The 26,528-nt window shown below is 64.7% G+C and carries 28 protein-coding genes; 18 read left to right on the top strand and 10 right to left on the bottom strand.

The window, feature by feature from the left end; genetic code table 11:
- The first annotated feature begins 181 nt into the window (after positions 1–181).
- Together ACW2Q0_RS08675 and ACW2Q0_RS08670 are read left to right on the top strand one after the other, a co-directional pair.
- Positions 182–1,807: a DNA-3-methyladenine glycosylase 2 family protein gene (locus ACW2Q0_RS08675; protein ID WP_457188000.1), complete on the top strand. Its 1,626-nt coding sequence runs from the start codon at positions 182–184 to the stop codon at positions 1,805–1,807.
- Positions 1,804–2,322 carry a methylated-DNA--[protein]-cysteine S-methyltransferase gene (locus tag ACW2Q0_RS08670; protein ID WP_457187998.1) on the top strand — a complete coding sequence of 173 codons (519 nt, stop codon included), beginning with the start codon at positions 1,804–1,806 and terminating at the stop codon, positions 2,320–2,322. Before ACW2Q0_RS08675 ends, ACW2Q0_RS08670 begins: the two co-directional genes overlap by 4 nt.
- 89 nt (positions 2,323–2,411) lie before the next feature.
- Here ACW2Q0_RS08670 and ACW2Q0_RS08665 read toward each other — a convergent pair whose 3' ends face one another.
- Both ACW2Q0_RS08665 and ACW2Q0_RS08660 read right to left on the bottom strand, forming a co-directional pair.
- Complete coding sequence (locus ACW2Q0_RS08665; RefSeq protein WP_457187996.1) at positions 2,412–2,675, bottom strand: YbdD/YjiX family protein; 264 nt, start codon at positions 2,673–2,675, stop codon at positions 2,412–2,414.
- On the bottom strand, positions 2,672–4,978 hold the full coding sequence (locus ACW2Q0_RS08660; RefSeq protein WP_457187993.1) for a carbon starvation CstA family protein: 2,307 nt from the start codon (positions 4,976–4,978) through the stop codon (positions 2,672–2,674). Before ACW2Q0_RS08660 ends, ACW2Q0_RS08665 begins: the two co-directional genes overlap by 4 nt.
- 159 nt (positions 4,979–5,137) lie before the next feature.
- On the opposite strand from ACW2Q0_RS08660, the gene ACW2Q0_RS08655 reads away from it, so the two are divergent.
- The 4 genes from ACW2Q0_RS08655 (at position 5,138) to ACW2Q0_RS08640 (ending at position 9,483) form a co-directional block, all read left to right on the top strand.
- Positions 5,138–6,475 carry an ABC transporter substrate-binding protein gene (locus tag ACW2Q0_RS08655; RefSeq protein ID WP_457187991.1) on the top strand — a complete coding sequence of 446 codons (1,338 nt, stop codon included), beginning with the start codon at positions 5,138–5,140 and terminating at the stop codon, positions 6,473–6,475.
- Positions 6,476–6,525: 50 nt separating this feature from the next.
- Entirely contained in the window at positions 6,526–7,404 is an 879-nt protein-coding gene (locus ACW2Q0_RS08650) for a carbohydrate ABC transporter permease (protein WP_457188310.1), read from the top strand.
- A gap of 68 nt (positions 7,405–7,472) precedes the next feature.
- A complete protein-coding gene (locus ACW2Q0_RS08645; protein WP_457188308.1) occupies positions 7,473–8,309 on the top strand; it encodes a carbohydrate ABC transporter permease in 837 nt (278 codons plus the stop codon).
- 250 nt (positions 8,310–8,559) lie between these two features.
- Positions 8,560–9,483 carry a quinone oxidoreductase family protein gene (locus ACW2Q0_RS08640; RefSeq protein ID WP_457187989.1) on the top strand — a complete coding sequence of 308 codons (924 nt, stop codon included), beginning with the start codon at positions 8,560–8,562 and terminating at the stop codon, positions 9,481–9,483.
- 5 nt (positions 9,484–9,488) lie between these two features.
- Here the strand turns inward: ACW2Q0_RS08640 and ACW2Q0_RS08635 are convergent, their stop codons facing one another.
- Together ACW2Q0_RS08635 and ACW2Q0_RS08630 are read right to left on the bottom strand one after the other, a co-directional pair.
- Positions 9,489–9,911, bottom strand: coding sequence for a PIN domain-containing protein (locus ACW2Q0_RS08635; RefSeq protein ID WP_457187987.1), 423 nt, complete (start codon positions 9,909–9,911; stop codon positions 9,489–9,491).
- A complete protein-coding gene (locus ACW2Q0_RS08630) occupies positions 9,908–10,210 on the bottom strand; it encodes a type II toxin-antitoxin system Phd/YefM family antitoxin (protein WP_457187985.1) in 303 nt (100 codons plus the stop codon). Before ACW2Q0_RS08630 ends, ACW2Q0_RS08635 begins: the two co-directional genes overlap by 4 nt.
- Before the next feature lie 148 nt (positions 10,211–10,358).
- Here ACW2Q0_RS08630 and ychF point away from each other — a divergent pair, with 148 nt between their 5' ends.
- Complete coding sequence (ychF, locus tag ACW2Q0_RS08625) at positions 10,359–11,438, top strand: redox-regulated ATPase YchF (protein ID WP_457187983.1); 1,080 nt, start codon at positions 10,359–10,361, stop codon at positions 11,436–11,438.
- A 57-nt stretch (positions 11,439–11,495) separates the two neighbouring features.
- Here ychF and ACW2Q0_RS08620 read toward each other — a convergent pair whose 3' ends face one another.
- Positions 11,496–11,996, bottom strand: a complete 501-nt coding sequence (locus ACW2Q0_RS08620) for a winged helix-turn-helix transcriptional regulator (protein WP_457187981.1) — start codon at positions 11,994–11,996, stop codon at positions 11,496–11,498.
- Between the two features lie 138 nt (positions 11,997–12,134).
- On the opposite strand from ACW2Q0_RS08620, the gene ACW2Q0_RS08615 reads away from it, so the two are divergent.
- The 7 genes from ACW2Q0_RS08615 to ACW2Q0_RS08585 all read left to right on the top strand — a co-directional run bounded on the left by ACW2Q0_RS08615 (position 12,135) and on the right by ACW2Q0_RS08585 (position 16,627).
- The gene (locus ACW2Q0_RS08615) at positions 12,135–12,779 is read left to right on the top strand and encodes a dihydrofolate reductase family protein (RefSeq protein ID WP_457187980.1); all 645 of its coding nucleotides are present in this window, start codon (positions 12,135–12,137) and stop codon (positions 12,777–12,779) included.
- 124 nt (positions 12,780–12,903) lie between these two features.
- Positions 12,904–13,122 carry a type II toxin-antitoxin system VapB family antitoxin gene (locus ACW2Q0_RS08610; protein WP_457187978.1) on the top strand — a complete coding sequence of 73 codons (219 nt, stop codon included), beginning with the start codon at positions 12,904–12,906 and terminating at the stop codon, positions 13,120–13,122.
- Positions 13,119–13,532: a PIN domain-containing protein gene (locus tag ACW2Q0_RS08605; RefSeq protein ID WP_457187976.1), complete on the top strand. Its 414-nt coding sequence runs from the start codon at positions 13,119–13,121 to the stop codon at positions 13,530–13,532. The genes ACW2Q0_RS08610 and ACW2Q0_RS08605 overlap by 4 nt, the downstream gene beginning before the upstream one ends.
- Before the next feature lie 330 nt (positions 13,533–13,862).
- Positions 13,863–14,414, top strand: a complete 552-nt coding sequence (locus tag ACW2Q0_RS08600; protein ID WP_457187974.1) for a hypothetical protein — start codon at positions 13,863–13,865, stop codon at positions 14,412–14,414.
- A gap of 300 nt (positions 14,415–14,714) precedes the next feature.
- Positions 14,715–15,146: a copper resistance CopC family protein gene (locus ACW2Q0_RS08595; RefSeq protein WP_457187972.1), complete on the top strand. Its 432-nt coding sequence runs from the start codon at positions 14,715–14,717 to the stop codon at positions 15,144–15,146.
- 65 nt (positions 15,147–15,211) lie between these two features.
- Positions 15,212–15,913 carry a hypothetical protein gene (locus tag ACW2Q0_RS08590; RefSeq protein ID WP_457187970.1) on the top strand — a complete coding sequence of 234 codons (702 nt, stop codon included), beginning with the start codon at positions 15,212–15,214 and terminating at the stop codon, positions 15,911–15,913.
- Between the two features lie 81 nt (positions 15,914–15,994).
- Positions 15,995–16,627 (top strand): YcnI family copper-binding membrane protein, encoded by a 633-nt coding sequence (locus ACW2Q0_RS08585; protein ID WP_457187968.1) that lies wholly within the window; start codon positions 15,995–15,997, stop codon positions 16,625–16,627.
- Positions 16,628–17,242: 615 nt separating this feature from the next.
- Here ACW2Q0_RS08585 and ACW2Q0_RS08580 read toward each other — a convergent pair.
- Complete coding sequence (locus tag ACW2Q0_RS08580) at positions 17,243–18,463, bottom strand: IS110 family RNA-guided transposase (protein WP_457187892.1); 1,221 nt, start codon at positions 18,461–18,463, stop codon at positions 17,243–17,245.
- A gap of 290 nt (positions 18,464–18,753) precedes the next feature.
- Here ACW2Q0_RS08580 and ACW2Q0_RS08575 point away from each other — a divergent pair, with 290 nt between their 5' ends.
- From ACW2Q0_RS08575 to ACW2Q0_RS08565, 3 genes are all read left to right on the top strand, one after another.
- Positions 18,754–18,930, top strand: a complete 177-nt coding sequence (locus ACW2Q0_RS08575) for a three-helix bundle dimerization domain-containing protein (RefSeq protein WP_457188306.1) — start codon at positions 18,754–18,756, stop codon at positions 18,928–18,930.
- 92 nt (positions 18,931–19,022) lie between these two features.
- The gene (locus ACW2Q0_RS08570; protein ID WP_457187966.1) at positions 19,023–19,235 is read left to right on the top strand and encodes a hypothetical protein; all 213 of its coding nucleotides are present in this window, start codon (positions 19,023–19,025) and stop codon (positions 19,233–19,235) included.
- An 833-nt stretch (positions 19,236–20,068) separates the two neighbouring features.
- On the top strand, positions 20,069–20,335 hold the full coding sequence (locus ACW2Q0_RS08565; RefSeq protein ID WP_457187964.1) for a hypothetical protein: 267 nt from the start codon (positions 20,069–20,071) through the stop codon (positions 20,333–20,335).
- Between the two features lie 675 nt (positions 20,336–21,010).
- Here the strand turns inward: ACW2Q0_RS08565 and ACW2Q0_RS08560 are convergent.
- The 4 genes from ACW2Q0_RS08560 to ACW2Q0_RS08545 form a co-directional block, all read right to left on the bottom strand.
- Positions 21,011–22,771 carry a protein kinase domain-containing protein gene (locus ACW2Q0_RS08560; RefSeq protein WP_457187962.1) on the bottom strand — a complete coding sequence of 587 codons (1,761 nt, stop codon included), beginning with the start codon at positions 22,769–22,771 and terminating at the stop codon, positions 21,011–21,013.
- A 61-nt stretch (positions 22,772–22,832) separates the two neighbouring features.
- On the bottom strand, positions 22,833–23,285 hold the full coding sequence (locus tag ACW2Q0_RS08555; protein ID WP_457187960.1) for a hypothetical protein: 453 nt from the start codon (positions 23,283–23,285) through the stop codon (positions 22,833–22,835).
- On the bottom strand, positions 23,282–23,842 hold the full coding sequence (locus tag ACW2Q0_RS08550) for a hypothetical protein (RefSeq protein WP_457187958.1): 561 nt from the start codon (positions 23,840–23,842) through the stop codon (positions 23,282–23,284). Before ACW2Q0_RS08550 ends, ACW2Q0_RS08555 begins: the two co-directional genes overlap by 4 nt.
- Positions 23,843–24,489: 647 nt before the next feature.
- Positions 24,490–24,972, bottom strand: coding sequence for a MarR family winged helix-turn-helix transcriptional regulator (locus ACW2Q0_RS08545; protein WP_457187956.1), 483 nt, complete (start codon positions 24,970–24,972; stop codon positions 24,490–24,492).
- A gap of 75 nt (positions 24,973–25,047) precedes the next feature.
- Here ACW2Q0_RS08545 and ACW2Q0_RS08540 point away from each other — a divergent pair, with 75 nt between their 5' ends.
- Positions 25,048–26,505 (top strand): MFS transporter, encoded by a 1,458-nt coding sequence (locus tag ACW2Q0_RS08540; protein WP_457187954.1) that lies wholly within the window; start codon positions 25,048–25,050, stop codon positions 26,503–26,505.
- The last annotated feature ends 23 nt before the right edge of the window (positions 26,506–26,528 follow it).

Raw genomic sequence — 26,528 nt, 5'->3', positions numbered from 1 at the left:
CATACAAGACATCGCCCGGGACGGTCAGCTGTCCGTAGCAGCTGACATCGCCGATTTTCGATACCAGTCGCCAGGGTTGTGCGGCTCGGCAATTCGGATCACCCCGGAGTGTTTGTCTTGTTCGCCGCCACAGGGGTTAGTGGCGGATTTCCGCTAGCTTCTGGTGTGGGTTGCTGCCATTGTGGATTACGTGATCACGGCTTTGGACTTCGAACGCTGCTATCGGGCGGTGTCGACCCGGGACTCCCGATTCGACGGTCAGTTCTTCACCGCAGTGCGAACGACCGGAATCTATTGCCGCCCTTCATGTCCGGCGATCACGCCGAAACCGTCCAATGTGACGTTCCTGCCGACGGCCGCGGCCGCGCAGCAGGCCGGATACCGGGCCTGTCGCCGCTGTCTGCCCGATGCCGCACCCGGCTCACCGATGTGGAATACCCGCGCCGATCTGGCCGCGCGGGCCATGCGACTGATCGGCGACGGCGTCATCGAGCGCGGCGGGGTGCCCGCGCTGGCCGCCACGCTGGGCTATTCGCAGCGTCAGCTGACCCGGGTGCTCACCACCGAACTGGGGGCCGGCCCGCTCGCACTGGCCAGGGCGTACCGCGCGCACACCGCGCGGCTGCTGATCCAGACCACGACCATGCCGATGTCCGATATCGCCTTCGCGGCCGGATTCGCCAGCATTCGCCAGTTCAACGACACGGTTCGCGAGGTATTCGCGGTCAGTCCGACCACCATGCGCACCGAGGCGCAGCGGGTGACCCGCTCCGGACACCACCTCGTACCCGCCGCCAACGGCTCGTTGACGTTGCGGCTACCTTTCCGGGAGCCGCTGGACCGGGGCTGGCTCGAATGGTTTCTCTCCGCACATGTTGTGCCCGGTATGGAACTGTGGGAAGACCGCGCCTACACCCGTAGCCTGCGCACCCCGCACGGACATGCGACGACGCGGTTGAGCTTCCAGCGTGATCACATGCGTGCCGAACTGTCCCTGCACGATATGCGCGATCTCGCACCGACCGTCGCCCGGCTGCGACATCTGCTGGACCTGGATGCGGACCCGATCGGCATTGATGACGCGCTCGGCGTGGTGCCCGCCGATACCGACGTCCTGGCGATGTCCGGACGAGATCTCCCGGACGCCGGCGCGGCACCGGCCGAGCATCCGTTCCATGTCGGTGCGGCCACCGCCCGCCGCGCCCAGGACCGCCCGCCGTTCACTCCCGGCATTCGCGTACCCGGCTCCGTCGATGGCCCGGAGTTGTTGCTGCGCACCATGATCGGTCAGCAGATTTCGGTATCCGCCGCCGCCACCCATACCGCTCGGCTGGTCGAGGCGCTCGGTGAGCCGATCGACGGGCCGATCGCACATCTGTTCCCGACTCCGGGCGTGATCGCCGAACGCGGAGCCGAGATACTAACCGGTCCGGCGCGGCGGATCCGCTCGATTATCGGCGCGGCCACGGCACTCGCCGCCGGCGATCTAGTGCTGCACCCGGGCCGCACGGCCACCGATCTGCGCCGCGACCTGCTGGCTCTGGACGGTGTCGGACCATGGACCGCCGACTATGTGACCATGCGGTTGCTGGCCGATCCGGACGTGCTGCTCGACACCGATCTTGTTGTCCGCCAAGGCGCCTCCCTGCTCGGCGTCGATCTCACCGATACCGCGCGCTGGGCACCGTGGCGTTCATATCTATCCATGCATCTATGGAAGGGCGCGCTCGCCGGACGCCAAGCCACGCCGCCAAAAGCCTCCGCGACGAAGTCCGTCGCCGCACCGAAAGCGAAGACCCGCTCATGACAACCGATTTCGCGACCTCCGACACGCCGATCGGCCCGTTCACCGCACTGGTCGACGCCGATGGTGCCGTTCTCGCCGCCGGCTGGACCGCCGACGCCGAGAACTTGCGGCAGTTGATCCACCCGAGTCTGCGGCCCAGCGAGTTACGCGGACGCGACGACCTCGGCGCGGTGACCCGCGCGATCACCGCCTACCATCGCGGCGAGCTGACCGCGATCGATGCGATCGAGGTGCGTCAGCAATCCGGCGAATTCCTCATGCACGCATGGGAAGTGCTGCGCAAAATCCCGGCGGGCGATCCGGTCACCTATACGGAATACGCCGCTCTTTCCGGGCGCCCCGATGCCACCCGCGCCGCCGCCAATGCCTGCGCCCGCAATGCCGCGGCGCTTTTCGTGCCGTGCCACCGGGTCCTGCGCATCGGGGGAGCGCTCGGCGGGTTCCGCTGGGGACTGCCGGTGAAGCGCTGGCTGTTGGATCACGAGCGTGGCGCGACTCAGTCGAGCATCGAATAGGCGTGCGCTGGAATGCTCACCCGGCGATGACCGCGCCAGCACAGCATCGCTGAGTCGCCACGCACGCGCAGTCGCGAATCCGTTTCCCTTCAGCAGCAGCGATTCTGCGGATTGGTATCCGCATCCGCGTGGCGCCGCCGCCAGTACTCGCGCTCCGACGGAATCTCACAACCGGGGTGATTGCGGTGCAGATGGTCTACATAGCGCTGGTAGTCCTGGCCGCCCAGCACGGCATCGAACCATGACGCGAATGCGCGAACCTTTGCGGTACAGACACTTCCGGCCGTCCGCAGACTCCGAATGACGGCCGGTCGAGGTGACCGGCCGTCATTCGGCTGCGCTGCTGTGGTCATCCGGCTGTTTCCACCGCGCCCTTGGCATGTGCGGCGCCCGGTGCTCGGACCTGCCCTGATGCGATCAGGGCATCCCATTCCTGCTGTACCGCCTTCTCTTCGGCGGTGGTGATGAAGCCGCGCGGTGCGAAGATCTTCGACGGTTGCTCCGGTGTTTCGCTGCTCGGTCCGCCGCCCGCCCGCCAGGCACGGACACAGACCACCACGCCGACCACCGCGACGACCAACACCAGCACCGCGAAGATGATCGACAACGTGCCCTGGATGAACGTGTTGCGCACGATCTTGTCCATATCGTCGGCATTCTTGGCCGGTGCCAACAGCTTTCCTGCATCGCGGGCGATACTGTAGTTACCGTGCTGCTTCCAGTAGCCGAGCTTCGGATCGGCGGAGAAGATCTTCTGCCAGGACGCGGTCATGGTCACCGTCAGATCCCAGATCAGCGGCAGCGCGGGAATCCACGCCCATTTCACCAGGCCCTTCTTGACCATAATGGTCAGCACGACGGTGAGCGCGATCGCGGCGAGCAGCTGGTTGGCGATGCCGAACAGCGGGTAGAGCGTGTAGATGCCGCCGAGCGGATCGGTGACACCCATCAGCAGCACCGAACCCCAGGCCGCGACCACAATGGCCGAGCACGCCCACGCACCGGGCCGCCATGACGGATCCTTGAACTTCTGTGCCGGACCACCCAAATTGCCGAGCGAATCCGAGAGCATGAAGCGCGCGACCCGGGTACCGGCGTCGATGGTGGTGAGGATGAACAGCGCCTCGAACATGATCGCGAAGTGGTACCAGAACGCCTTGAGCCCGGAGCCGCCGAGGAATCCGGACATCACCTGGGACATGCCGATCGCCAGTGTCGGCGCGCCGCCGGTGCGCGAGATGATGCTGGTCTCACCGACATCCTTCGCGGTCTGGGTCAACTCACCCGCGGAAATCGGATCACCGCTCAGACCAAGGGAATTGGTGTAGGCAGCGGCCTTGTCCGCAGTGCCGCCGGTGAGTCCGGCGCCCGCGTTCATGGCGAAATACAGGTGTTGGTCGATAATGCTCGCGGTGATCATCGCCATGATCGCGACGAACGACTCCATCAGCATGCCGCCGTAGCCGATCATCCGGGCATGCGACTGCTTCTCCAGCAGCTTCGGCGTGGTACCCGAGGACACCAGGGCGTGGAATCCCGACAGCGCACCACAGGCGATGGTGATGAACAGGAAGGGGAACAGGCTGCCCGCGAAGGACGGACCGTTGCTGTTGGACGCGAACTGCGATACGGCAGGAGCCTTCAGCACCGGCATGGTGAATACGATGCCGAGGGCGAGCAAACCGATGGTGCCGATCTTCATGAATGTCGACAGGTAGTCGCGGGGTGCGAGCAGCAACCACACCGGTAGCACCGAGGCGATGAAACCGTAGACGATCAGCAGCCAGGCGATGGTGGTACCGGACAGCGTGAACAGATCACGGCCCCAACCGGATTCGGAAACCCATCGGCCGGAGATGATGACGAACAGCAGCAGCGCGAAGCCGAGGATCGACACCTCGCCGACCCGGCCGGGGCGCACGAAGCGCAGGTACAGGCCCATGAACAGGGCGATCGGGATGGTCATGCCGATGGAGAACACACCCCACGGGCTGCCGCCGTGCAGGTCGCCGTCCGGCCCCTTGACCGCGGCCAGTGCCTGCACGACCACGATGCCGAGCACCGCCAGCAGGATCATCATGATCACCAGCACGGCGATGATCGCGGCGACACCGCCGATCGGCCCGAGTTCGTCGCGAGCCATCTGTCCGAGGCTGCGCCCACGGCGCTTCGACGAGGCCCACAGCACCAGGTAGTCCTGCACCGCGCCCGCGAGGACAACGCCGACGATGATCCAGATGGTGCCCGGTAGATAACCCATCTGCGCGGCCAGCACCGGTCCGACCAGCGGACCGGCACCGGCGATGGCGGCGAAGTGGTGTCCGAAGAGCACTCGCCGGTCCATCGGCATGTAATCCTTGCCGTTCTCCAATTCCTCGGCGGGCGTGGCCACATCGTCGCGCGGCTTGACGATCCGGTATTCGATCAGCCTGGCGTAGAACTGGTAGGCGGTGACATAGGTACAGATCGCCGCGATCACGATCCAGACGGCGTTGACGTTCTCGCCGCGCGAGATGGCGAGGACGGCCCATGCGATCGCCCCGACGACCGCGATCGCCCCGAAGATCGCCTTCTTCCGTGGCGTGATCGGGGACTGATCGACCACCCCGACGGGTGGCAGATCGGGATCCGTCCGCAAATATTCGATTGTCGCCATCCGCTTACTCTCCTGTAAAACGCGCAGGATCCTGATCAAACACGTGACAACGTAACCGATTGGTGGCGCCGATCGGGCTGGTTTCCCATCGGCTTTGGACAACGTTAAGTTTTGTTCGTGTGTCGGCCATCACGTCGGTGTTGCCGAACGTATGCTGCCATGCGATTCCGCCAAGCTCCACACCCGCCTGGAGGAGGGCTCTCGTTGCGCAGGCGCACGCTGCTCGGCACGGTGCTGGCCGCGCCGCTGCTCTCGGGCACCGGCTGCGGATCCGGCGACAATGCGCTGACTTTCTTCTTTCAGGCCAGGCCGGAGGAGGCGCGGGTCCGGCTGAAGATCATCGATGAGTTCCAGCGGCGGCACCCGGAGATCCGTATTCGCACCATCATGTCCGGGCCGGATCCGCTGCAGCAGATGCTCACCTACTGTGCGGGTGGCAAATGTCCCGACGTCATGATGGCGTGGGAGTTGCTTTATGCCGGACTCGCCGAGCGTGGGGTGCTGCTGGATCTGCGCACGTTGCTCGATCGGGAGCCGGAATTCGCTGCCGCACTGCGTGCCGACAGTTATCCGGCGCTCTATGACACCTTCACCTATCGCGGTGGTCAGTACGCACTGCCGGAACAGTGGTCGGGGGTGTTTGTCTACTACAACCGGAAACTATTCGCCGATGCCGCAGTGACCGCGCCGACCCGGTGGCAGGATGCGTGGTCGTTCGCCGAATTCCTGGATGCGGCAAGGGCACTTACGCGGCCTGAGTCATCGGAACGGACCCGCCAGTGGGGGTTCGCCGACGCCTGGGTGCCGTATTTCTCGGCCGCGTGTTTCGGTATGAACAATGGGGCGGAGTGGTTTTCGCCGCCGGTGGATCCGACCAGGACCAATCTCGATGATCCACGGTTCGTCGAGGGTTTCCAGTTCTACGCCGATCTCGCGGTTCGCCATCGAGTCGCGCCGAAAGTCGCTGACCAGCAGTCGGTTTCGGCGCCCGATCTGTTCCGCAGTGGTCGGGCGGCGATGACGATGGGTGGGCACTGGCTGTATTCCGAGTTCGCGGGGCGCGACGATTTACCCATCGATGTCACGGTATTGCCGGTGGGTCCGCATGGCGGCCCGGGGGCGATTACCGATGTCGGCAGCACCGGATTATCGATTGCCGCAGATAGTCCGCGCATCGAGCAGGCCTGGGAATTCGTCAAATTCGCGACCGGACCGGTGGGGCAGGCCATTATCGCGGCATCCGGACTGTTCGTACCGGTGCTGAAATCCGCGATGGGCTCGCCAGGCTTCGCGGACGCGCATCGCGAGATAAGCAACCTTCGGGTATTCACGGAGGGACCGGAGAATTCGCGCGCGCTGCCGGTTACTCCGGTGTGGGGCAAGGTTTCCGCGCTGTTGGAGCGCGGTGGCAACCGAGTGCTACGCGGTGCCGCGACCGCCGAGTCCGTCAGTGCTTCCCTGTCCGCCGATGTCAATACGCTTTTGGAATCCTCATGAGTTTGCGGCATCGGCACAGTGCGGTTGGTGCGCCACCCGAACGAGGGCGGTTGGCACGGCGGCGTGAGCGGGCGGGCTGGGTTTTCGTGACGCCGAATCTGGCTGCGGTAATGGTGTTCTTGCTGTTTCCGCTCGGGCTTTCGTTGTATCTGAGTCTGCACTCGTGGGACTTGTTCAGCCCGCCACGATTTATTGGGATAGCGAACTATCGGCGGCTGTTCACATCGGATCCGTTGTTTCTCATCGCATTACGCAATTCCGCTGTGTTCACGGTGTCGACGCTGGTGCCGACCGTGATGATCGGATTGGCCGTTGCTGCCGTGCTCAATCGAAAGTTGGCCGGTATCGGGATATTTCGGACCATCGCGTTCCTGCCGCTGGTCGCCTCGACCGTCGCCATGGCCGTGGTGTGGCGCTTCATCTTCACCACCGATGACGGGCTGCTCAATATCATGCTCGGCTGGGTCGGCATCGATCCGGTGCCGTGGCTGACCGACCCGGATTGGGCGCTGGTCTCGCTGAGCATCGTGACCATATGGAAGAGCGTGCCTTTCGCGACGGTCATCCTGCTGGCCGCGATGCAGGGCGTACCCGAGACGCTGTACGAGGCGGCGCGTATCGATGGGGCAGGGGCGCTGCGGCGGTTCTGGTCGGTGACGCTGCCATTGATTCGTGGGGCAGTGTCTTTCGTTTTCGTCATCACCATCATCAACTCGGTGCAGGCCTTCGATCAGGCTTACGCGCTGACCGGCGGTAACGGCGGACCGGAGACCGGAACCTATCTGCTCGGAATCATGCTGTTCCAGAACGCCTTCGGGTTCTATGAGGTCGGCTATGCGGCCGCGCTGGCCTGGGTTATCTTCGCGATTCTATTGGTGCTGACGCTATTGCAGCTGCGCTTCGCGCGCCGGGCGGAGGTGGATTTGTGAATACCTACGACGTGGTTCGAGGGTCGCTTCCGGTGCGGATCGGTGTGCGGGCACGCAGTAACTGCCGGGTGGAGCGGGCCATTCTGCGCCGGACCGTGCGCGGCGTCCTGCTCTACCTGGTACTCATCGGAGTCGCCTGGTGTGCGCTGTTCCCTATTCTGTGGGCCTTGTCGGGATCGTTGAAGCGCGATGGCGAGATCACCGAGCCGACACTGGTTCCGGCGCGTCCGAAGTGGTCCAACTACGGGAAGGTCTTCGATCTACTTCCGCTGGGACGGATGCTGTTCAATACCGCGTGCTATGCGCTATGCGTCACCGCCGGACAGGTCTTATTCTGCTCGCTGGCCGGCTATGCGTTCGCGCGCTTGCGATTTCGTGGACGTGACCTACTTTTCCTCGCCTATCTCGGCACACTGATGGTGCCTTCGACCGTTACCGTGATTCCGCAATTCCTGATCATGCGCGCCTTCGGCTGGGTGGACACACCGTGGGCGATGATCGTTCCCGGCCTGTTCGGCAGCGCTTTCGGTACCTATCTGATGCGTCAGTTCTTCCGGACGTTGCCCGCCGAACTCGAAGAGGCGGCGATCGTCGACGGGTGCACCACCTGGCAGGTGTTCTGGCGGGTGTTGTTGCCGCACACCCGTCCCGCGCTCATGGTGCTCGCAGTGCTCACCTGGATTAGCGTCTGGAACGATTTCCTGTGGCCGCTGATCATGATCCAGCGCAACGACATTGCTACCGCCACATTGGGTTTGGTGCGGCTGCAAGGCCAGTACTACACGCAATGGCCGATTCTCATGGCCGCGGCGATGGTCGTTCTGCTGCCGCTGGTGGTGGTCTACGCGATCGCGCAACGGGCGTTCGTGCGCGGTATCGCGGCGTCGGGTCTCGGTGGTCGCTGACGCCCGCGCCGGTCGACGGCACCTGCTTCCACCGGGCGTTTATCCGCTACTACGAGGAGGGGGCGGAGGCGAGCGCCGCCCCGGACGAACTCGCCGACAGCCTGGACCGCACGCTCGCACGTGGCTTCGGATCGAGTAGCTCTCATCCCGGCCGCGGCGGCGGTGAGATTTCGCACTCGGCGTCGCAAATAGGTGGGGGTTATCGCGGCGTCGGGCTACCTTTAGCGCTTCTAAGGACTTTGGAGGTGTAATGCGGCGGGTGCAATATCAGCGCAGCGGTGGTCCGGAGGTACTCGAGGTCGTATCGGCCGAGGTGCCGACGCCCGGCCCGGGGGAACTGCTGGTCCGGGTCGAGGCGATTGGTGTGACACTGCCGGTGGTGCGCAAGGTGCGTGAGCCGCGGGAGCCGATCGCGCTGGGTGGCGAGATCGCGGGGGAGGTGATCGCGGTCGGTGAGGGCGTCACCAGCTGTATGCCCGGCTACCGCGTCACTGGACTGGTCTTCGGTCACGGATACGCCGACTACGCGCTGGTCTCCGCCGCGATGGCCTCGCCGATTCCCGACGGCGCCTCGGCGGTCGACGCTGTCGCGCTGGTCCGTAGCGGTTTGGTCGCACTCGGTGCCCTCGATGCCGCGAATCCCAAGCCGGACGAGTCCGCCCTGATTACGGCCGCTGCCAGCGGTGTCGGCCACCTCGCCCTGCAATTGGCGCGGGTGCGCGGCGCTGCGCGCGTGGTGGCAGCGGTCTCGGACGTCGCCAAGGCCGACTTCCTCTGTGATCTCGGCGCCGACGAGGTCCTCGTCTACGACCAGCAATCCTGGGGCGAGCCCGTCGACTACGTTCTGGACGCCGTCGGCGGCGACCTCCTGGCCCCGGCCATCGGGGCCGTCGCGCCCGGTGGCCGACTCGTCGCCTACAGCTCAGGCGGCGGCACCATCCAGGCCTACGACTTGCTCGTCGGGGCGAAATCGGTCATCGGCTTCCAAATGGCCCGCATCGCCCGCGACTCCCCAGATCTGTACGAACACTGGCGCCAAGAACTCTGGCAGTACTTCGCCTCCGGTCTGCTGCGCCCGGTCGTCCACGAAGAATTCCCGTTGGAGGACGCCGCCGCGGCCCATGCCGTTATCGAAGCTCGCTCGAATCTCGGCAAGGTCATCCTGATTCCCTGAAGCAGTCAGCGTACGTCGGGATGGGTAACGGGCGAGAGTGTCACCAGATCGTCGAGTCCCACGAAGTCCGACGGGTTGACAGTGAACAGCGGCAGCCCATGCGCAGACGCTATCGCCGCGATCATCAGATCGATCCTGCGCGGCTTCGTATTCCGCCCGGCTGCGAGCACGGCCGCGACGACATGGCCGTAGCGGCGTGCTGCGCGAGTATCGAACGGCAGCGGCTCGAACAATGCCTCTGCGTTTTGAACTCGTTCGATTCGGCGGGCGCGCTCGCCCGGATCGGTCGTGAAGTGCGGCCCGGCGGCGAGTTCGGCCATCGTCATCGAGCTGATGACAATCTCGGCAGGCAGTTCACCCGGGTCGACGCTATCGATGAGGATCAAGACATTGGTATCGACCAAGCCTCGCTCCCGGACGGTAGTCACGAGTCGCTTCCGGGCGCGAATTCCCCGCGGCGGTAGGCGCGGTCATAGGGGTCGTACAACGAGTCATCGACGAAGTCCCAGTCGTCGCTGCCCGATAGCCCGGCGAAAGCGGCGATCGCCTCGTCGCGAGGCACTGCCGTACGCCGCCGCACAGGACGGTGTGGCACCAGATCGGCAACGGCGGTGCCATCGACTGTGACGGTGTACGACTGCCCGGCCCGGACCTCACGCAGGATTCGGCTGGCGTCGTTGCGGAGTTCACGCTGCGGGATCTCCGGCAGCTCGGCGGGTGTGCCCACACTCCCATCGTATCAGCGGTGGCTACGGCTGTGCTACGGGTGCGCTACGCAATCTCGGCGACCGCATAGCGTGTGGTTCCCGAGCCGTCGTCATGCTCCCTCGGCCGCTGCGGAAGGCCGACGTCAGGCCGCGTAGACTCTCTACCTCGTGAGTCTCACCCTCGGAATCGTCGGCCTGCCCAACGTCGGAAAGTCGACGCTGTTCAACGCGCTGACCAAGAACGACGTGCTGGCCGCGAACTATCCGTTCGCGACCATCGAGCCGAACGTCGGGGTGGTTCCGCTGCCCGACCCGCGACTGGACAAGCTGGCCGAGATCTTCGGCTCCCAGCGCATCCTGCCCGCCGTCGTATCGTTCGTCGACATCGCGGGCATTGTGAAGGGCGCGTCCGAGGGCGCCGGACTCGGCAATAAATTCCTCGCCAATATCCGCGAGGCCGATGCCATCTGCCAGGTGGTGCGCGTCTTCGCCGACGACGATGTGGTGCACGTCGACGGACGCGTCGACCCGCTCGCCGATATCGAAGTGATCGAAACCGAGCTGATCATCGCCGATATGCAGACGCTGGAAAAGGCGGTCCCCCGGCTGGAGAAGGAAGCCAAGGTCAAGAAGGACCGCAAGCCACTGCTCGATGCGGCCAAGGCCGCCCAGGAAGTTCTCGACAGCGGCAAAACCCTCTTCTCGGCGCGCGCCCAACTGGATGGCGAACTGTTGAAAGAACTTTCGCTGCTCACCACCAAGCCTTTCCTCTATGTCTTCAACGCCGACGAGTCGGTACTCACCGACGAAGCCAAGGTCGCCGAACTGAAAGCCGCTGTCGCACCTGCGGATTCGGTCTTCCTCGACGCCAAGGTCGAAGCTGAACTCCTCGAACTCGACGACGAATCCGCCCTGGAACTCCTCGAATCCATCGGCCAATCCGAGCCGGGCCTGCACGCCCTGGCCCGCACCGGCTTCCACACCCTCGGCCTGCAGACCTACCTCACCGCGGGTCCGAAAGAGGCCCGCGCCTGGACAATCCACCAGGGCGACACCGCTCCCAAAGCCGCCGGTGTCATCCACACCGACTTCGAACGCGGTTTCATCAAGGCCGAAGTAGTCGCCTACGACGACCTCATCGCAGCAGGCTCCATGGCCGCCGCGAAGGCTGCGGGCAAAGTCCGCATGGAAGGCAAGGACTACGTCATGGCGGACGGCGACGTCGTCGAGTTCCGCTTCAACGTGTAGTTGCGTTTCGGTTCAACCTCGAGGCCTTCTTACGAAGGCGTCGGGACGCTCGAACGTTCAGATGTCGGCGTTCGAGGTTGCTGGTGCGGGCGCGACGCTGCCACTGGACCATGCCACCGCGCTCCCTGCGGCGGCCTCGAACGCGTGCTGCAGCCGTTCGGACACAAGGGGGCGTTCGGGAGCGCGTCGCGGAATGCCGAGGTGAATCTCGCGGAGCTCGTCAATGAGGTCGTCGACGAGGTCCGGAGACTCGGCCAGGATGCGAGCGCGAACGCTCAATGCGTGCGACGTGGGTCGATGATGCATGCCCCAGGTCCCGAGGGCCACCATCACCGGAACCGTCTGAATCCCTGCCTCGGTCAGCGAATACGCCGCCCGCTGCCCCCGCGTCGCATCGTCACGAGAAAGCAGGCCCTCCTCGACCAGATTTCGGAGGCGGTTGGCGAGGATGTTCGACGCGATGCCTTCGTCGCTGCGCGTCAGGAGCTCCCGGAAGTGTCGGCGACCGCCGAAAACGATGTCGCGAAGCACGATGAGGCTCCAGGCGTCGCCCAGCACCTCGACCGCCGCATTGATTGCGCACCCTGATCGGGGCTGTTCTCTCGCCATCTGACCTCCAAAGTGATTGCAGATAGAAATCACTCTACGCTACGATGTAAGTGATTTTATTTTGCAATCACCTGTCTTGGAGCCAATATGTCCCGTACGCGAGTCCACAACCTCTTCGTCTCCGCGGACGGGTATGCCGCCGGCGATCACGTGACGCTCGAAGCGCCGATCGGCGGAGCGGAGGCGCTCTTCGGCAAGTTCGACGGACGCGTCATCCACGGCATTCGCGGAATCGACGAACCGGTGACCGTGGACCGCGCCATGTTCAGTATGTGGGGCCAGGGTGTCGGGGCGGAGATCATGGGTCGTCGCAAGTTCGGCCCGCAGGCGGGCGAATGGCCGGACGACGGCTGGAAGGGGTGGTGGGGAGATGCGCCGCCCTTCCGCACCCCGGTCTTCATTCTGACCCATTACCCGCACGAAGCACTCGAGTTCGACAACGGCACGAGTTTCCACTTCGTGGATGCCTCACCGCAGGAAGCGCTTCGCTTGGCGCAAGATGCAGCCGGCGGGTTGGACGTCCGGATCGGCGGCGGGCCGTCCACCGTGAGTGAGTTCCTCCGGGCCGATCTCATTGATTTTCTGCACGTGTCGATCATTCCGATCGTGCTCGGTGCTGGTGTTCGGATCTGGGATCACCTCACTGGCCTGGAAGAGCGATTCAGTGTTGAGTCGATCAGCACATCCAGCGGTCTGACGCATCAGCTGTGGAACAGGAACCGCAGCGAGTGAGAGCGCGATGGCTCGCGTCGGTGGCTTTGGTCCTGATGCTCGAGCTGGAGTCCCGGTACGGCTGGGTGGATCCGTGACGCAGCCCGATATATAATCAGACATATAACAAACGGGAGGGGCAATCATGGCCGTCACCAGCGTCGACCTGGATCCGCAGCTCATCGAGCGTGCCCGAGCGCTCACGGGCGAGCGATCGAATCGAGCCGTCCTCGACCTCGCGTTGCGCCGGCTCATCGCCTCGAAGCAGAAGGGCGCGATGATCGACGGCGTTGCAGGACTGACCGACCTCGACAACGAGCTCGGCGCGCCGGTGGTCTCTCCGGGCGATTCCCAGTCCTCGTGACCGACTACCTGGTCGACAACTCGGTTTGGGCGAGGCTGGCCACTGGGGACCCGGGTATCACTGCCCGCCTGCGGCGTATCGAGCGAGCGCCGGCCGACCTGTTCGTCACCTGCCCGCCGCAGGTGCTCGAGTTCTGCCACAGCGCCCGGACGCCCGAAGAGCACGCGAACTATCGAGAGCAGATATCCCTCGGATTCCCGCTCGAGCACGCACCCGACGAATCGCTCGTGCTCGATATCCAGGCAGCACTGTGGAACGCGGGGCTAGTCCGTGCGGCCGGCTCACGCGACATCATCATCGCCGGCTACGCCATCGTGAACGATGCGACCGTGCTTGCCGCGGACCACGACTTCGAGCACATCGCGAAGGTATCCGACTTGCAGTGCGAATACGTCGCGCCTTCGCCGTGACGTTGGTTCGTGGCGGAACGCGGTCGAATCCGATTCAACGTATAGCGGATCGGGCGCTGCGAAGAATCAACTCTCAGGCCGCATCGCGGCAGGCAGAGACTCTAGTGAGCCCCATCCGGCGTCTAGTGGCCGTCAGCGTCGGGGCATCCTGACGTGGACACCGCGTTTCCCCGTATCCGGGGAGATTCCCGATTGTTTTCGATCGGAAGCTATTGGCCGACAGTGTGATCCAGCTCCGAATTCTCGGGTGGGACTTCGGAATAACTGAGCGGACAGATATAGTCAGCGCGAAACCTCGCCTCTCGGTCCGTGTTGTAAAGGTTGTTGTCGATGATGTCACTCGGTTGCGCTCGTGACACTGCGCGCGACCGAGTTCGAGGGAGTTTGACCGGAATTCTGTGCGGAGTATTGGCGGTTGCGGCGCACGGATTCGAGGGTGAATTGCCGCATTCGGCCGCTTTGGCGCTGCTGCTGTTGATCAGTGGCGCCGTGGGCGCTGTGGTCGGCTCGTCCGCCGGGCGTGGCCGGGTCCGACTGTTCGCGGCCCTGGGCGCCGGACAGCTGCTCATGCACAGTGCGCTCTGCGTGGACGCTGATCCGATGCATGCCCATGCGGCAGCGGAGGGAGTCGGCGTTGCGGGCGAGGTGATGCTGGCGGCGCACGTCGGTGCCACCGTGCTGTGCGCCCTGATCATCGCCGCGGTGGAACGGGTTTACGTCACCGTTTCGCGGGTGATGTGGACAGTGCTCGGCCAATTCGATCTCCTTCCGGCCGATCGTGATCGGGCTGTTCGCGCGCCCCGCGCGGCCGCGGTCGGAGCTCGCGCCGACCTGCTGGGTGCGATCTCCCTGCGGGGCCCGCCCACCGTCGCCGCTTGGTGAACGCGCTCCGATATCAACGGTATTCGCGCGTCCTCCAAGGCTGCCCTTTGCCCGCCGCGGTCTTCGATTCCGTGGTGGAAGGACCATCAGTGCCCGCGTTTCCGTAGCTGCTCACAGCCGATGTCATTGCGCTGTAAGAATTCAGGCCGGACTCGGTGCCGCATCGGATTGCGGTGGACTGTCGTCGATTGATTGCGCAGTACGCGGTCAGGAATAACTGATCCTTAATTCGTGCTGCGCGCATTGTGAATTCGTGCTGTCCGGCAACCGGAATTCGGTGCCGGGTGGGAAGGAAATGTCGTGTCGAACAAGAAATTCACGTGGCCCGTCGGTGGGCTGCGCTGGCTTCGGACCGTGCTCACCGTGCTGGCCGCAGCACTGGCCGCGGTGGTGGTGCTCAGTACCGGCGTGGCGGATGCGCATTCGCATATCACCCATGCCGAGCCCGCCGATGGTGCCGTCCTGCAGGTCGGTCCGCCGCAGGTGAGCGTCACGTTCAACGAGAAGGTCGACGAACCCGTGCTGACGGTGACGGGTCCGGACGGGAACACCTGGTCCCAGGGTGCGGTCCACGTCGACGGCCGCACTCTCAGTATCGATCTGGTTCCGCTGGGCCCCGCGGGGGTCTACACCACGCGCTTCACCGTCACCTCCAAGGACGGCCACCGCGTCGAGGGGCAGCGCAGCTTCACCCTCACCCAAGCCGGTGACGGCAGCCCGGCACAGCAGTAACCCACTCCACGCCAAGACTTTCGACTATTCATCTCGCGAACCCGATTCGCGAGGAAGGACACCTGATGAAGACCATGAAGTTCGCCGCCGTCGCCGCGCTCGCCATCGCTTCTCTCACCGTTGCGGCCGGCACCGCAACCGCCGATGTGCCCGCCGGCGCGCAGAAGCCGGGCGCGACCGTCAGCACCGACGTGGCCCCCGGCATCCACTACACCGCCAATGTGGTGGACCACTCGGTCGTCCTGCGCACCGACGAGGGCCGGATCAACGTGCGCGGCACTCAGTTCGAGATCCTCGACGCCAACGGCAACCTGGCCTTCGGTATGCCGCTCACCTACAACCTCGACAAGCAGCAGTGGCCGATCGCCGCCCAGGTCGACGCCGACGGCCACGGCGTGACCTTGACCCCGAGCACCAACCCCGCCGACGCCGTCGCGATCGACCAGCCCGCACTGAAGCCGGTCTACTCCCAGGACGACTTCAATGACGCGCTCGGCGTGGCAAGCACCCAGATCGGCCTGGCCACCGCCATCGGCGGCATGGTCGGTGCAGCCATCGGCTTGGCCGGCGGCTGCATCGCCGGTGCGGTCGTCGGCGCCGAACTGATGCCGCCGGTCTTTTTCATCGGCGCGCCGGGCGGCTGCATCGCGGGTGCGGGCGTCGGCGCCGGGCTCGGCACCGCCATCGGCACCCTGGCGCTGGGCGTCCCGGTAGCTGTGGTCAGCGCCATCCAGATGTACAACACCCTTAACGCCAGCCAGAATTGATGCCCGCCCCCGGGTGCCCCGTCGTGGCGGGGCACCCGGGTCGGATCGCGAATCCGGCACCACCTGAACGGATTTCCCGCCATGTCACCATCGTTGCTCGCACGGGCAGCCATCACCGCCGCCGTCGGCACCGCGGCCCTGTTCGCGGGCGCGGGCATCGCCTCCGCCCATGTCACCGTCTCCGCTCCCGGCGCGACCCGCTCCGGCGATGCGGTCCTGACCTTCCGGGTACCCAACGAGTCCGGTACCAACAGCGCGACCACCGTGCTGACCGTGCAGTTCCCCGCACTACTGTCGGTCGATACCCAGCCCCTGCCCGGGTGGAAGTCCACCATCACCAAGGACAGCGCCGGCAAGGTCACCGCCGTGACCTGGACCGCCGACCCCGGCGCGGGCATCGCCCCGGGGCAGTTCCAGCAATTCCAAGTCCTCGCCGACGATCTCCCCGACCAGGACCACCTCACACTGCCCGCCATCCAGACCTACGCCGACGGCGAAGTCGTCAAGTGGGACCAGCCCGACAACCCTGACGGCACCGAACCCGAACGACCTGTCCCCACACTCACGTTGGCACCCAAGGGATCCGACGGCGACCACACGCCGTCCGCGGCACTCGCAACATCCGACACCACCGCCCGCTGGCTGGCCGGAACCGGCATCGGACTCGGTGTCATCGCCCTGGGCGGTGCGACGGTACTCGCCCGCCGTCGCTGAGCACACCGATTTCCCCTGGCCGTACCCGGATTCACCTGAAACCGGGTCCGGCCGGCGAACCTTGCTCTCGGTACAAGAGCTGAGCCCTCATTCGGTGATCTTGGGCTCACTCGCTTCGCCGGCACTGCGCGATGGCCGGTTCTGTCACCGCGGTATGCGGCTAGAGCGGATGGTTACACCAGGGGCAATTGCTCGCCCACAGCGTTGGCCGGCGCAGTGGACTGTGTGCGACTCGGCGTGTCATCCGCTGATTGCCTTCAGTGTCGCCGATCTACGTCAAATGACGGATGTCTCGGTGTTGCGCGCCGAAACGCCTGGCAGCCATGGCATTTACGTGTCCCGTCCCGACGCGGTCGCCGCCATCATCCGAAACGCGACTGAGGCCGTCTGACCCAGCGGTCAGTAATGACGCGCTGTCGGTCGCCCCCTCGTGTGGAGCCGACAGCTTTCGTTCGTATCGAGTGCGGTCATCGGGGCCGTTCCTGGCTGTGGTCGAGGATATTTCAGGGCATACCGGTTGCAGCGGATCGACGTCTGCTGACTGCCGCGTCAACGGCGAGCAACCATGGTTCATGCCATCATCTGATGAGGTCAGACATCCCTGGAGCTTGGATGTCAAGCGGCGAGGTCGTGGTTGTGGTGTGACCAGGCGGTTGTTTGGTCGTAGGGGGTGTGGGTTTTGAGGCAGCCGTGGAGGATGCCGACGAGGCGGTTGCCGACCTGGCGGAGAGCGGCGTTGTGTCCGACGTCGCGGGCGCGTAGTTGGTCGTAGTAGGCGCGGACCTGTGGGTCGTGCAGGATCGCGCAGGAGGCCTGCATATGCAGGGCATCGACGAGCCGGTCGTTGTGGACGAACCGGGCGTGGACGGTCCGCATCTTGCCGGATTGGCGGGTGATCGGGCTGGTTCCTGCGTAGTTCTTGCGTGCTTTCGCGGTGGCGTAGCGGCCGGGGGCGTCCCCGAATTCGGCGAGCACCCGGGCGCCGAGGACGACGCCGATGCCGGGCTGGCTGAGGATGACCTCAGCGTCCGGGTGCCGGCCAAAATGGGCCTCGACCTCGCCTTCGAGGGTCTTGATCTCGGTATTCAACGTAGTGATGACCGCGGCCAGCGCCCGAACGGTCGAGGCGTAGGCGGCCGTGACCAAGTCCGCTTGACCGAGTTGCTCGGACCGAAGCACGTCCTTGATCGCCTGCGCTTTGGCCGCGATGTCGCGGCGGCCCTTGAGCGTGACGCCGATCTGGCTGGTCGTGAGCTTCGCGGCCGACGCGGGAGTGGGAGCCTTGGCCAGCAACTGGAGTACCGCATCAGAGGTGAGACCGAGGGGCTTGTATGCCTGCAGAGCGGCGGGGAAGTAATCCCGCAACGCCACCCGTAACCGGAGCATGTGGCGGGTTCGTTCCCAGATCAGCGTCTGATGCGCGCGGGTGACAACCTTGACCGCTTCGGCGATCTCGGAGTCGCCGGCGACCTCGAGGAGCTGGTGACGGCGGGTGCGGATCATGTCGGCGAGCGCGTGGGCGTCGCCCTTGTCGCTCTTGGCCCCCGAGCTGCCGAGGATCTCTCGATGCCGGGCGGCTTGCTTGGGGTCCACCCCGAACACTCGATAGCCCGCCGCCCGCAACGCCCGCACCCACGGTCCCCGGTCGGTCTCGATACACACCAGCACCTCACAGGGCTGCCCGTCCTCGGGCACGAACCGGCCGAGGAGTTCATGGAACCGGGACATCCCGGCCATCCCCTCGGGTAGCCGCACCCGTTTCAATGTTCGGCCGTGCTCGTCCTGGACCTCCACATCGTGGTGATCCTCAGCCCAGTCATCTCCAACGAAAAGCACCGAACCTCCTGATCGACAACAGTTTTCAGCAGCCCGCAGGAGTCGGTCGGCGACCTAATGGACAAGTGCTCACGCCAATACCCCAGGCGGGCACGACATCCCATCAGCGATCAAGACTCCTGACCACTGGTGAGGGCACGATCTGACCCTAGGACTCGGAGGTCCAGGCAGCGAGAGTGCTCACCCACCAGCGGCTACCAGGCACCAAGTCTGCCCGAACAGCTGACCCGGTAGCTCCCATTAGGCGGCTTGCGGAACTCACTGATCGGCTCGCTTAGCGGTTTCCGGCAATCAGTGTGTGGACTATCGCCACGATCGTGCACGAGGTCCACCACGGCTTTGATGGCCGGCCGGTGCGGGAGTTCGTTGCGCTGCTGGTCGAGCGGGTCGCCGCAGGACAGTTCGTGTCGGCCGTTGCTCACCCGCTACCGCGACGCCGCCGATTCCGCCAGGGATTGTCCGAATAGTCGGCGAATTCTGGGTTTACGGTCCATGGTTAAATGGTTGCTCCCGGGTGCCGCCCCTGCCGATGCGTGCTACCCCTGTCGATACGAGAGCAATGTCCGAGGACCCCGAACTCGCCCAGGCCCGCGCCTTCGTGCGCGAGTTGACGCAGCACGCGCAGGCGCTGGTACGCCGGCGCGAAGCCCTTCCTGCCGAGGCCGCGGTGTCGCGGCACGACGCCGAACTCGCTGCTGTACGCCGCCAGATCACTCAGCTTCACGAGCGCTTTCCCGCCTTGCGTGCCGGGATGACGTCTTCGGCCATTTAGCCCGCGCCCGAACCGCGGCCCCGCCCGGTCGGCGCCGCACGACAGGCGCTGGATCGGACCTGGATTCAGCATTGCGATGCGGCATTCCGAGGTGCCCGCCTGCAGCAGCTCTCGGCCACGCCGAGCCAGTCGTTGCCGCCGGAACTGCTCCCAGGTGGGAGCTGATTGTGATGGAATTGGGTGCGCAGCAGTGGTTTCGAGTGCCAAAAATCCTGTTCACCGACGGTCGTTCGCGAGTTGACTGCAGTTCGCTGATTGATGTCAAGGCGGTCGAGTTCCGGTTCGATGTATAGCGGATCGGGCGCTGTGAAGAAACGGCCATCGGGCCGCATCGCGGCAGGCAGAGGCGGCTCAGGTGGTAGGCGACCTCGTCGGCGAGCGGCCGCTCGAACTGCCTCAACCGCGGGCACTTTCGGGCGTGCGGGTCGCCTGTTCATAGAGCGGGCGATGCATGTGCGGCTCGACGGTAGGCAGTCGGACGACAGCGGCAACGAGCCGCCGCACGGTGTCGGCTGAAAGCGGCTGCTCCTTTCGCAATTGGGATCCTTCGGCTATCAGTTTCTGCCCGCCGTCGCGGAGGTGGCGTTCGGCGAGTGACGTACGGACTTACCTTGCGATTGCTGGTGACTTGCTGGTTCGCGGGACCTCTGCTTCGAGCCGGGCGAATGTGCTACGCGGCAGGAGCGGAGGTCGGGTGGGGTGGCGGCGGGCCAGTTGCTCTTCAGTTCGTGCTCCCACATTGACTAGATCGCCCACATCGGGTTCGATGCCGTGATCGGCCGACACAGCAGCTACGAGGAAAGCGAATGCCGAGTCCAACTCGACGATCACAGGTGATCGCCCACACGATTGGTATCGGTGTCGGTCTGGTCCTGCTGATCGCTGGGATCATTCGGCTTCTGCTTGTGCCGGTGGAATGCTCCGGTCATCAGATGGAACCGGGGCAGGTGTGCGCCGAGACAGATAAAGGCCGCCCCGTGGTCAGAACGTTCGACCAGCAGCAATCTCTACGCAATACAACAGACGGGTTCCTCATCGTCGGCGGTTTCGCGGTGGCAGCGGGTTCTGCCGTCCTGCTGCGCCGTGTCTCACGTCGTTGACCGGGCCGTAACCGGCGAGATCGCGAACCAGTCCGCTGACGGCAGCCGCCGCGGTATTCCACGGCGACTGTAGATTTCGAACGGCTTCGCCCGAATACCTTCGATGGCAGCTTTATTGGAAATCGGTGTGCCGACAAAGCAGATCGAGAATTTTTCTCACTGCTCGGTCGTCGAGCGCGATCACGTGCTGGATTATGCGGACGCTGTTCGTGTGTGGGAATGGGGATGCGCGCGAGTAGGATCATGCTGGTCGGGATGCATTTTATCGGTGCTGGCCGTCGCTGATTGGACGGTGAAAAGGGAGTGATCGGGGTATGTCATCGACTTGGAGGACTGATCATGTTTCGTTTTTGGCGTTTTATATTAACTGCTGCCGCCGTGATTGCTGCGGCGCTTTCTCCGGTGAGTGCATGGGCTGATCCGGGTGACCCTGGTGCGGCATGTGGGGACAATATGGTTGTGAATACTCGTGGCGAGTGTGTTGCCGTCGGGAGTTTTTGCACATTGTCGGACGGCATGGTGATCGGGATGATCGGTCGCGATGGGCGGTGTGTTCTGCCTGGTATGAATACTTGATGTCGTCGAATTCCGCTGCCGTGCCCGATTCTGTTTGGGTGCAGGTGATTTCGTGGTGGAGTGAACCTACCGGGGTACCTGGGTCCGGGTCGGGTGCGGTCAGCGGCCTCGGGGGTATTTGGATACAACGGTGCCGTCGGGGTTGGCGGCTAGGTAGGCGCCGCCATAGTCGTCGGTCAGGTAGACCATGACTGTTGGCTGGTTGTTGTTGAAGGTCCAGGCGGGGTCGACGATTATGTAGCGCAGGGTTGGCGTGGGGATACCGAGGCTTTCGTCGGCGGTGCGGAGGAGGTCGGGGAGAATATCCCAGTTGATCGAGCTCAGCTTCACGGTGGATTTGTCCGAGAGTGGGCCGCCTGCGCCCTTTCGGGTGGCGGTGCCGTCGCGGTAGACGAAGAGATCGTAGAGGCCGGGTTTGCTTTTGACGGGGGCGCCGACATTGGCGTAGGTCGGGTAGAATGTTGCTTCGTTGAATTCTTCACTGCCGGAAATGTTTTCGAGTGCAGTGATGGCCTGGCGGATGCCGTTGGGGGTCAGTAGGTCGACGGGTTTGCCGGTCACGGGTGCATCGGATGTCGCGCTCGCGGACCGGCTTGTGGCGGGGAATTCGTTGGTCACCGGTGGATTGCTCGGCGCGGCTTGGTTACCGGTCGAATCGGGGCGCAGCGCCACTATCACTATCGTTGCGATAACCGCGCCGACGACTGCGACAGCCGCGAGGCCGATGCCGATCCCACGCGAGGGCGGTTTGCGTGCAGGGGGAGTCGTGGAGTGATATGAGTGCGGCGCGGGTGTGGTGTTCGGTGCCGTGCCGCTGGATCCGTGGGGCTCGCCGACCGCACCCAGGCGGATCGTTGCGTTCGGCGTATTGAACGCACCAGGTGCGCCTACGCCGGGTGTGTTGTATCCGCCGGGGGTGTCGATCGTGCCAGGCGTGCTGAATGCGCTGGGTGTGTTGAATCCGGTGTTGCCCACGCCTGGAGTTTCGAATCCGTCTGGCGAGTTGGCTGCACCCGCCGCATCGAACATCCGCGGCGTACCGGCCAACCCAACCGCCTGCGCGAGCATCGAATCCACCTGCTCAGCACTGGGCCGACGATTCGGATCAGGCACCAACAGCGCCATCAAAACCGATGTCAACACCCCGGCCCGCTGCGGCGGCGCAACCGTACCGGCGATGACGGCCGCCAGCGTGGCAACAGTCGAGTCCCGCCGCATCGGGTGAAACCCCTCCACCGCGACATACAGCAGCAGACCGAACGACCACAGATCAGAGGCCGTTTGCCCCTCCTGCCCACTGAGCCGTTCCGGCGCGACATAATCCAGCGAGCCGACCACACTGCCGGTGGAGGTCAGCCCCTGCATGCCGTTGATCGCCGCGATACCGAAGTCGGTCAACACCGGTGAGCCGTCTTCGCGCAGCAGTACATTCGCGGGTTTGATATCGCGGTGCAGCACACCCACCTGATGTGCGGCGCGAAGCGCGGCGAGAATGCCGCGGCCCAGGTGTGCCACCTGGGTGGGCGGCATCGGTCCGCGGGCCAGGTGATCGGCGAGACTCTGTCCGCGAACCAGTTCCATGACGATCCATGGATGCGCCACTTCGGGTGAATCCACGATGTGGTGGATGGCAACGACATTCGGATGACCGATCCGGGCCAGCGCCCTGGCCTCCCGCAGCACCCGCTCGCGGTGCACCTCGGGTGACCTCACCGCATCCGTCTCCGCCCGCACCTCCTTGAGCGCGACCTCGCGATGCAGCGCGAGATCATATGCGCGCCACACCGTCCCCATCCCGCCGCTACCGAGCGGCTCGAGCAACTCGAAACGCCCGTCGACCACTGCACGCTCGGAAACCACGGCGCAAGCCTATGGCATTGCCGCACCCACGCGATATGCGTGTTTCAGATGGGTCGCAAGATCATCGATCGGTACCGACCAACTGCTCGAAGAAGGCGCGGTAGCTGCGCAATGCCAGCCGTAGATCCTCGGTATCGCCGTCCTCCGTACGCGACCACAGCCGTTCCAGCGACTGCTTCCGCTCGGCCAGCGTGGCGGACAACTGCTGAACGGTCGCCATGACGAGGTCATCGGCCTGCGTCACCGCCTCGTGCGGGTTGTCCACGAAACTGCCCTGCAACTGCCGCCATGCGCCGCGCAGGCGCTCGCGGTCGGCGGCACCGAAGAGTGGCTGATCTCCGATTTCCCGCTCGTCCGCAGTCTCGGTGGCGTCCGCGGGCTCACCAGCGGCCGCCTCGTTCATATCGGATTCCGATAGCGGCGACGGTCCATACGAGGCGGCAGAATCGGTCGCGGTCGGCGAAACGCCATCCGGCACTTCGGCTTCCAGATTCCGCTCCGGTTCCGTGCTCATCGTTTCGCATCCTTCTTATCCACCGCCGCACCGGCGAGCAATTCCTCGAACAACTCGCGGTACTGCACCACTGCGAATCGCATGTCCTCGGTGGAAACTCGGGTATCGGAGCGCCGGATCGCGATTTCATGCGCGGCGCGATAGTGCCCCACCGTCGCCGCGTGCTCGACGGACAGATCGGCGAGCTGCTGGTCATAGCCTTCGAGGGGATAGCCGCGCTCGGCCATGATGTCGGCCACCAGCACATCGGCCGCCGTCACCGCATCCGCCGGAGCATCGACGAAGTGCTGCTGCATGTGCGCCCACTCGGTGCGATACCGCTGCTTCTCCTGCTCCGACAGCTCCCGGATATCGAGCTCGGCATGGCGCTGCTCGCGCCCGGTCAGCTCGCGGTCGGTGGCCTTGCGGCTGTCCAACTCCGCCAAGGTCCGGTCGTATTCGGGCCCGAACTTCCTGCGCAGCCGTCGTCTCTGCCGCATCGACCGGACCCCGACCAGCGACCCGACCGCGACCAATACCGCCACGACGACCACTATTGCCACCAGTACGGAAGACACTCGTGCCTCCTAACTCAGACGGTCGTATCGTTCACGTAATGCCTCGCCGGCGGCCATCCAAACCTCAGGAACTCACCTCTACCGGCTGTGGTGTGGGTGGAATTGCACGCGGTGTTGCGCGGCGGGTCTTCAAGTTGTCGCACTGAATCTGATACATGCGCTGTCGGGTTCGCGGCGCACGCTCCCGTAACCGGTGAGCCGTAATCGAGTTCCGGGTTCGATGTCATCGGCGGCGGCGCTGTCGAACGGATGCAGCGCCTCGCCTCGGGTGCCACGCGGTTCGGTGTCCAGCCGGAAGTCGACATCGTAGGACCAGTTCAGGTAGTGCCCCGCATATTCGCCGCTGGTGCCCTCATCGCCTACCGCATCGGCGAACTACTCTGGTAGCGAGCCGATTTCGACATGGGCATCGGTACATTCGAGATCGCCGCAGCCGTGCACTGTTTCGAGTGGTCCGAAGTGGTAGAAATCGACCGCGGTGTAGTTGCACCGTCACCGTCCAGCCGTTCCATTCGTCGGCCTCGGTATCGAGTCCGCAGCCGACGGCGAGCGGCGACGCCACGAACAGTGATGCCGCGACCAGCCCGAACCCGAACCTCGCCGCCGCAGTCCTGCCGGACGCAGCGGGTGCCGCGCTACCGGTCGGCCTACCGGGCAGCGGGCGGGCGCGGCCACGGATTCTCCTCGAGATGCTCGATGGACATATTGAACCGGGAGATGAGCCCGCTCAATTGCGTGATATCGGCGACCGCCCAGTCCGCGACGACCGCGCCGATGCCTTCGTGACTCTGCTCGCGATCGGCGGCCACCAATTCCAGGCCCTTGGCGCTGGCTCGGATCTTGCGGGCAATGCCGCCGTCCGGATCGGGGACGCGTTCGACCAACCCCTGCTTCAGCATCGCGGCGACCTGCCGGTTGATGGTGGAGATATCGAGCTGGAAGGCCTGCGACAGCTCGCGCAGGCTGAGCGGTGCATCCATCTCCAGTCTGGTCAGGATCAGATACGCCGACCGGTCGAGCCGGAATCCCCGCCGCCGCACCAGCGAGGCCGGGAAGTGCCGGGCGAGCAGGGTCAACTCGAAGACGAGGCGGGCGAGCGCATCGTCATCTTCGGGACCTGATTCGAACATGGCCCACACTATGTCGGCTGAATCATGTCGATGACAAATTGTGCACGATACATATGATATGTACCGTACACATTCATGACTGTTGCAGCCGACGCGTCATCGACCGTCACCGCGCACGACGCCCGGCGCCGTCTCAAATCAGGCCTGCTCATCGCGACGCTCGGCATGGTCGGTGTTGTCGTATCGCTGATGCAGACGCTGGTCATCCCGATCATTCCCACGCTGCCGAGGCTGCTGGACACCTCGGCGTCCAATGCCTCCTGGGTGATCACCGCGACCCTGCTGGCCGGTGCTGTGACGACCCCGATCAGTGGCCGGCTCGGCGATATGTTCGGCAAGCGTCGGGTGCTGTTCGCCAACCTGTTGTTGCTGGTCGCCGGTTCGGTGGTGTGTGCACTGTTCTCCTCGCTGGCTCCCGAGATCATCGGGCGCTCGCTGCAGGGCGCGGCGGTCGGCGCGATTCCGCTCGGCATCAGCATCATGCGTGACGAATTGCCCGCCGAGAAGGTGGGTTCCGCGATGGCGATCATGAGTGCCACACTCGGAGTCGGCGGTGCGCTCGGCCTGCCGCTGGCAGCTGCCATCGCGCAGAATGCCGACTGGCACATGCTTTTCTGGACCGCGGCCGGACTCGGTGTCGTCTGTGCCGCACTGGTTTTCGTCTTCGTGCCGGAGTCACCGGTGCGCATGCCCGCGCGTTTCGATTTCGGTGGCGCGCTCGGATTGTCGATCGCGCTGCTGGCCTTACTGATTCCGATCACCAAGGGCGCGGACTGGGGTTGGGGCAGTGCGAGCATCCTCGGCCTGTTCGTGCTGTCGGTAGCGGTATTCCTCATCTGGGGCTACTACGAACTGAAGCAGCGCTCGCCGCTGGTCGACCTGCGGGTTTCGGCGCGGCCACGGGTACTGTTCACCAACGCCGCTTCCATCGCGGTCGGGTTCGCGCTCTACGGCATGTCGTTGACCTTCCCGCAGCTGATGATGGCACCGAAGCAGACCGGTTACGGCTTCGGTCTCTCCATGGTCAATGCCGGATTGGCGTTGGCTCCAACAGGATTCGTGATGATCCTGCTGTCGCCGGTCTCGGCGCGGCTGTCCGCGGCACGCGGCCCGAAGGTCACGCTGGCGCTCGGCTCGGCGGTCATCGCGGTCGGTTATCTGTGTGCGGTGGTGCTGATGAACAGCGTCTGGGAGCTCATAGTCGCGGCGATGATCGTCGCGGGTGGTGTCGGTCTGGCCTTCGCCGCGATGCCCGCATTGATCATGGGTGCGGTGCCACTTACGGAGACCGCGGCGGCCAACGGCCTCAATTCGCTGATGCGCTCGATCGGTACCTCGACCTCGTCGGCGGTGATGAGCGTGGTGCTCGCCCATATGACGATGCAGCTCGGCCCACACGTGCTGCCCTCACGCGACGGTTTCCACACCACCTTCCTGATCGCCACGGCCGCGGCCCTGGTGGCCATCGGGCTCACCCTGATCATTCCGATGCGCAAGGCAGCCGATGCCGCCGATAAGGCCGGGCACGCCTGAGGTCACGCGCTCGAATGGCCGGG

The sequence above is a fragment of the Nocardia citri genome (genome assembly GCF_054065835.1).
Note: the sequence above shows the minus strand (reverse complement) of the source record. Positions and strands in the feature narration are given on the sequence as shown.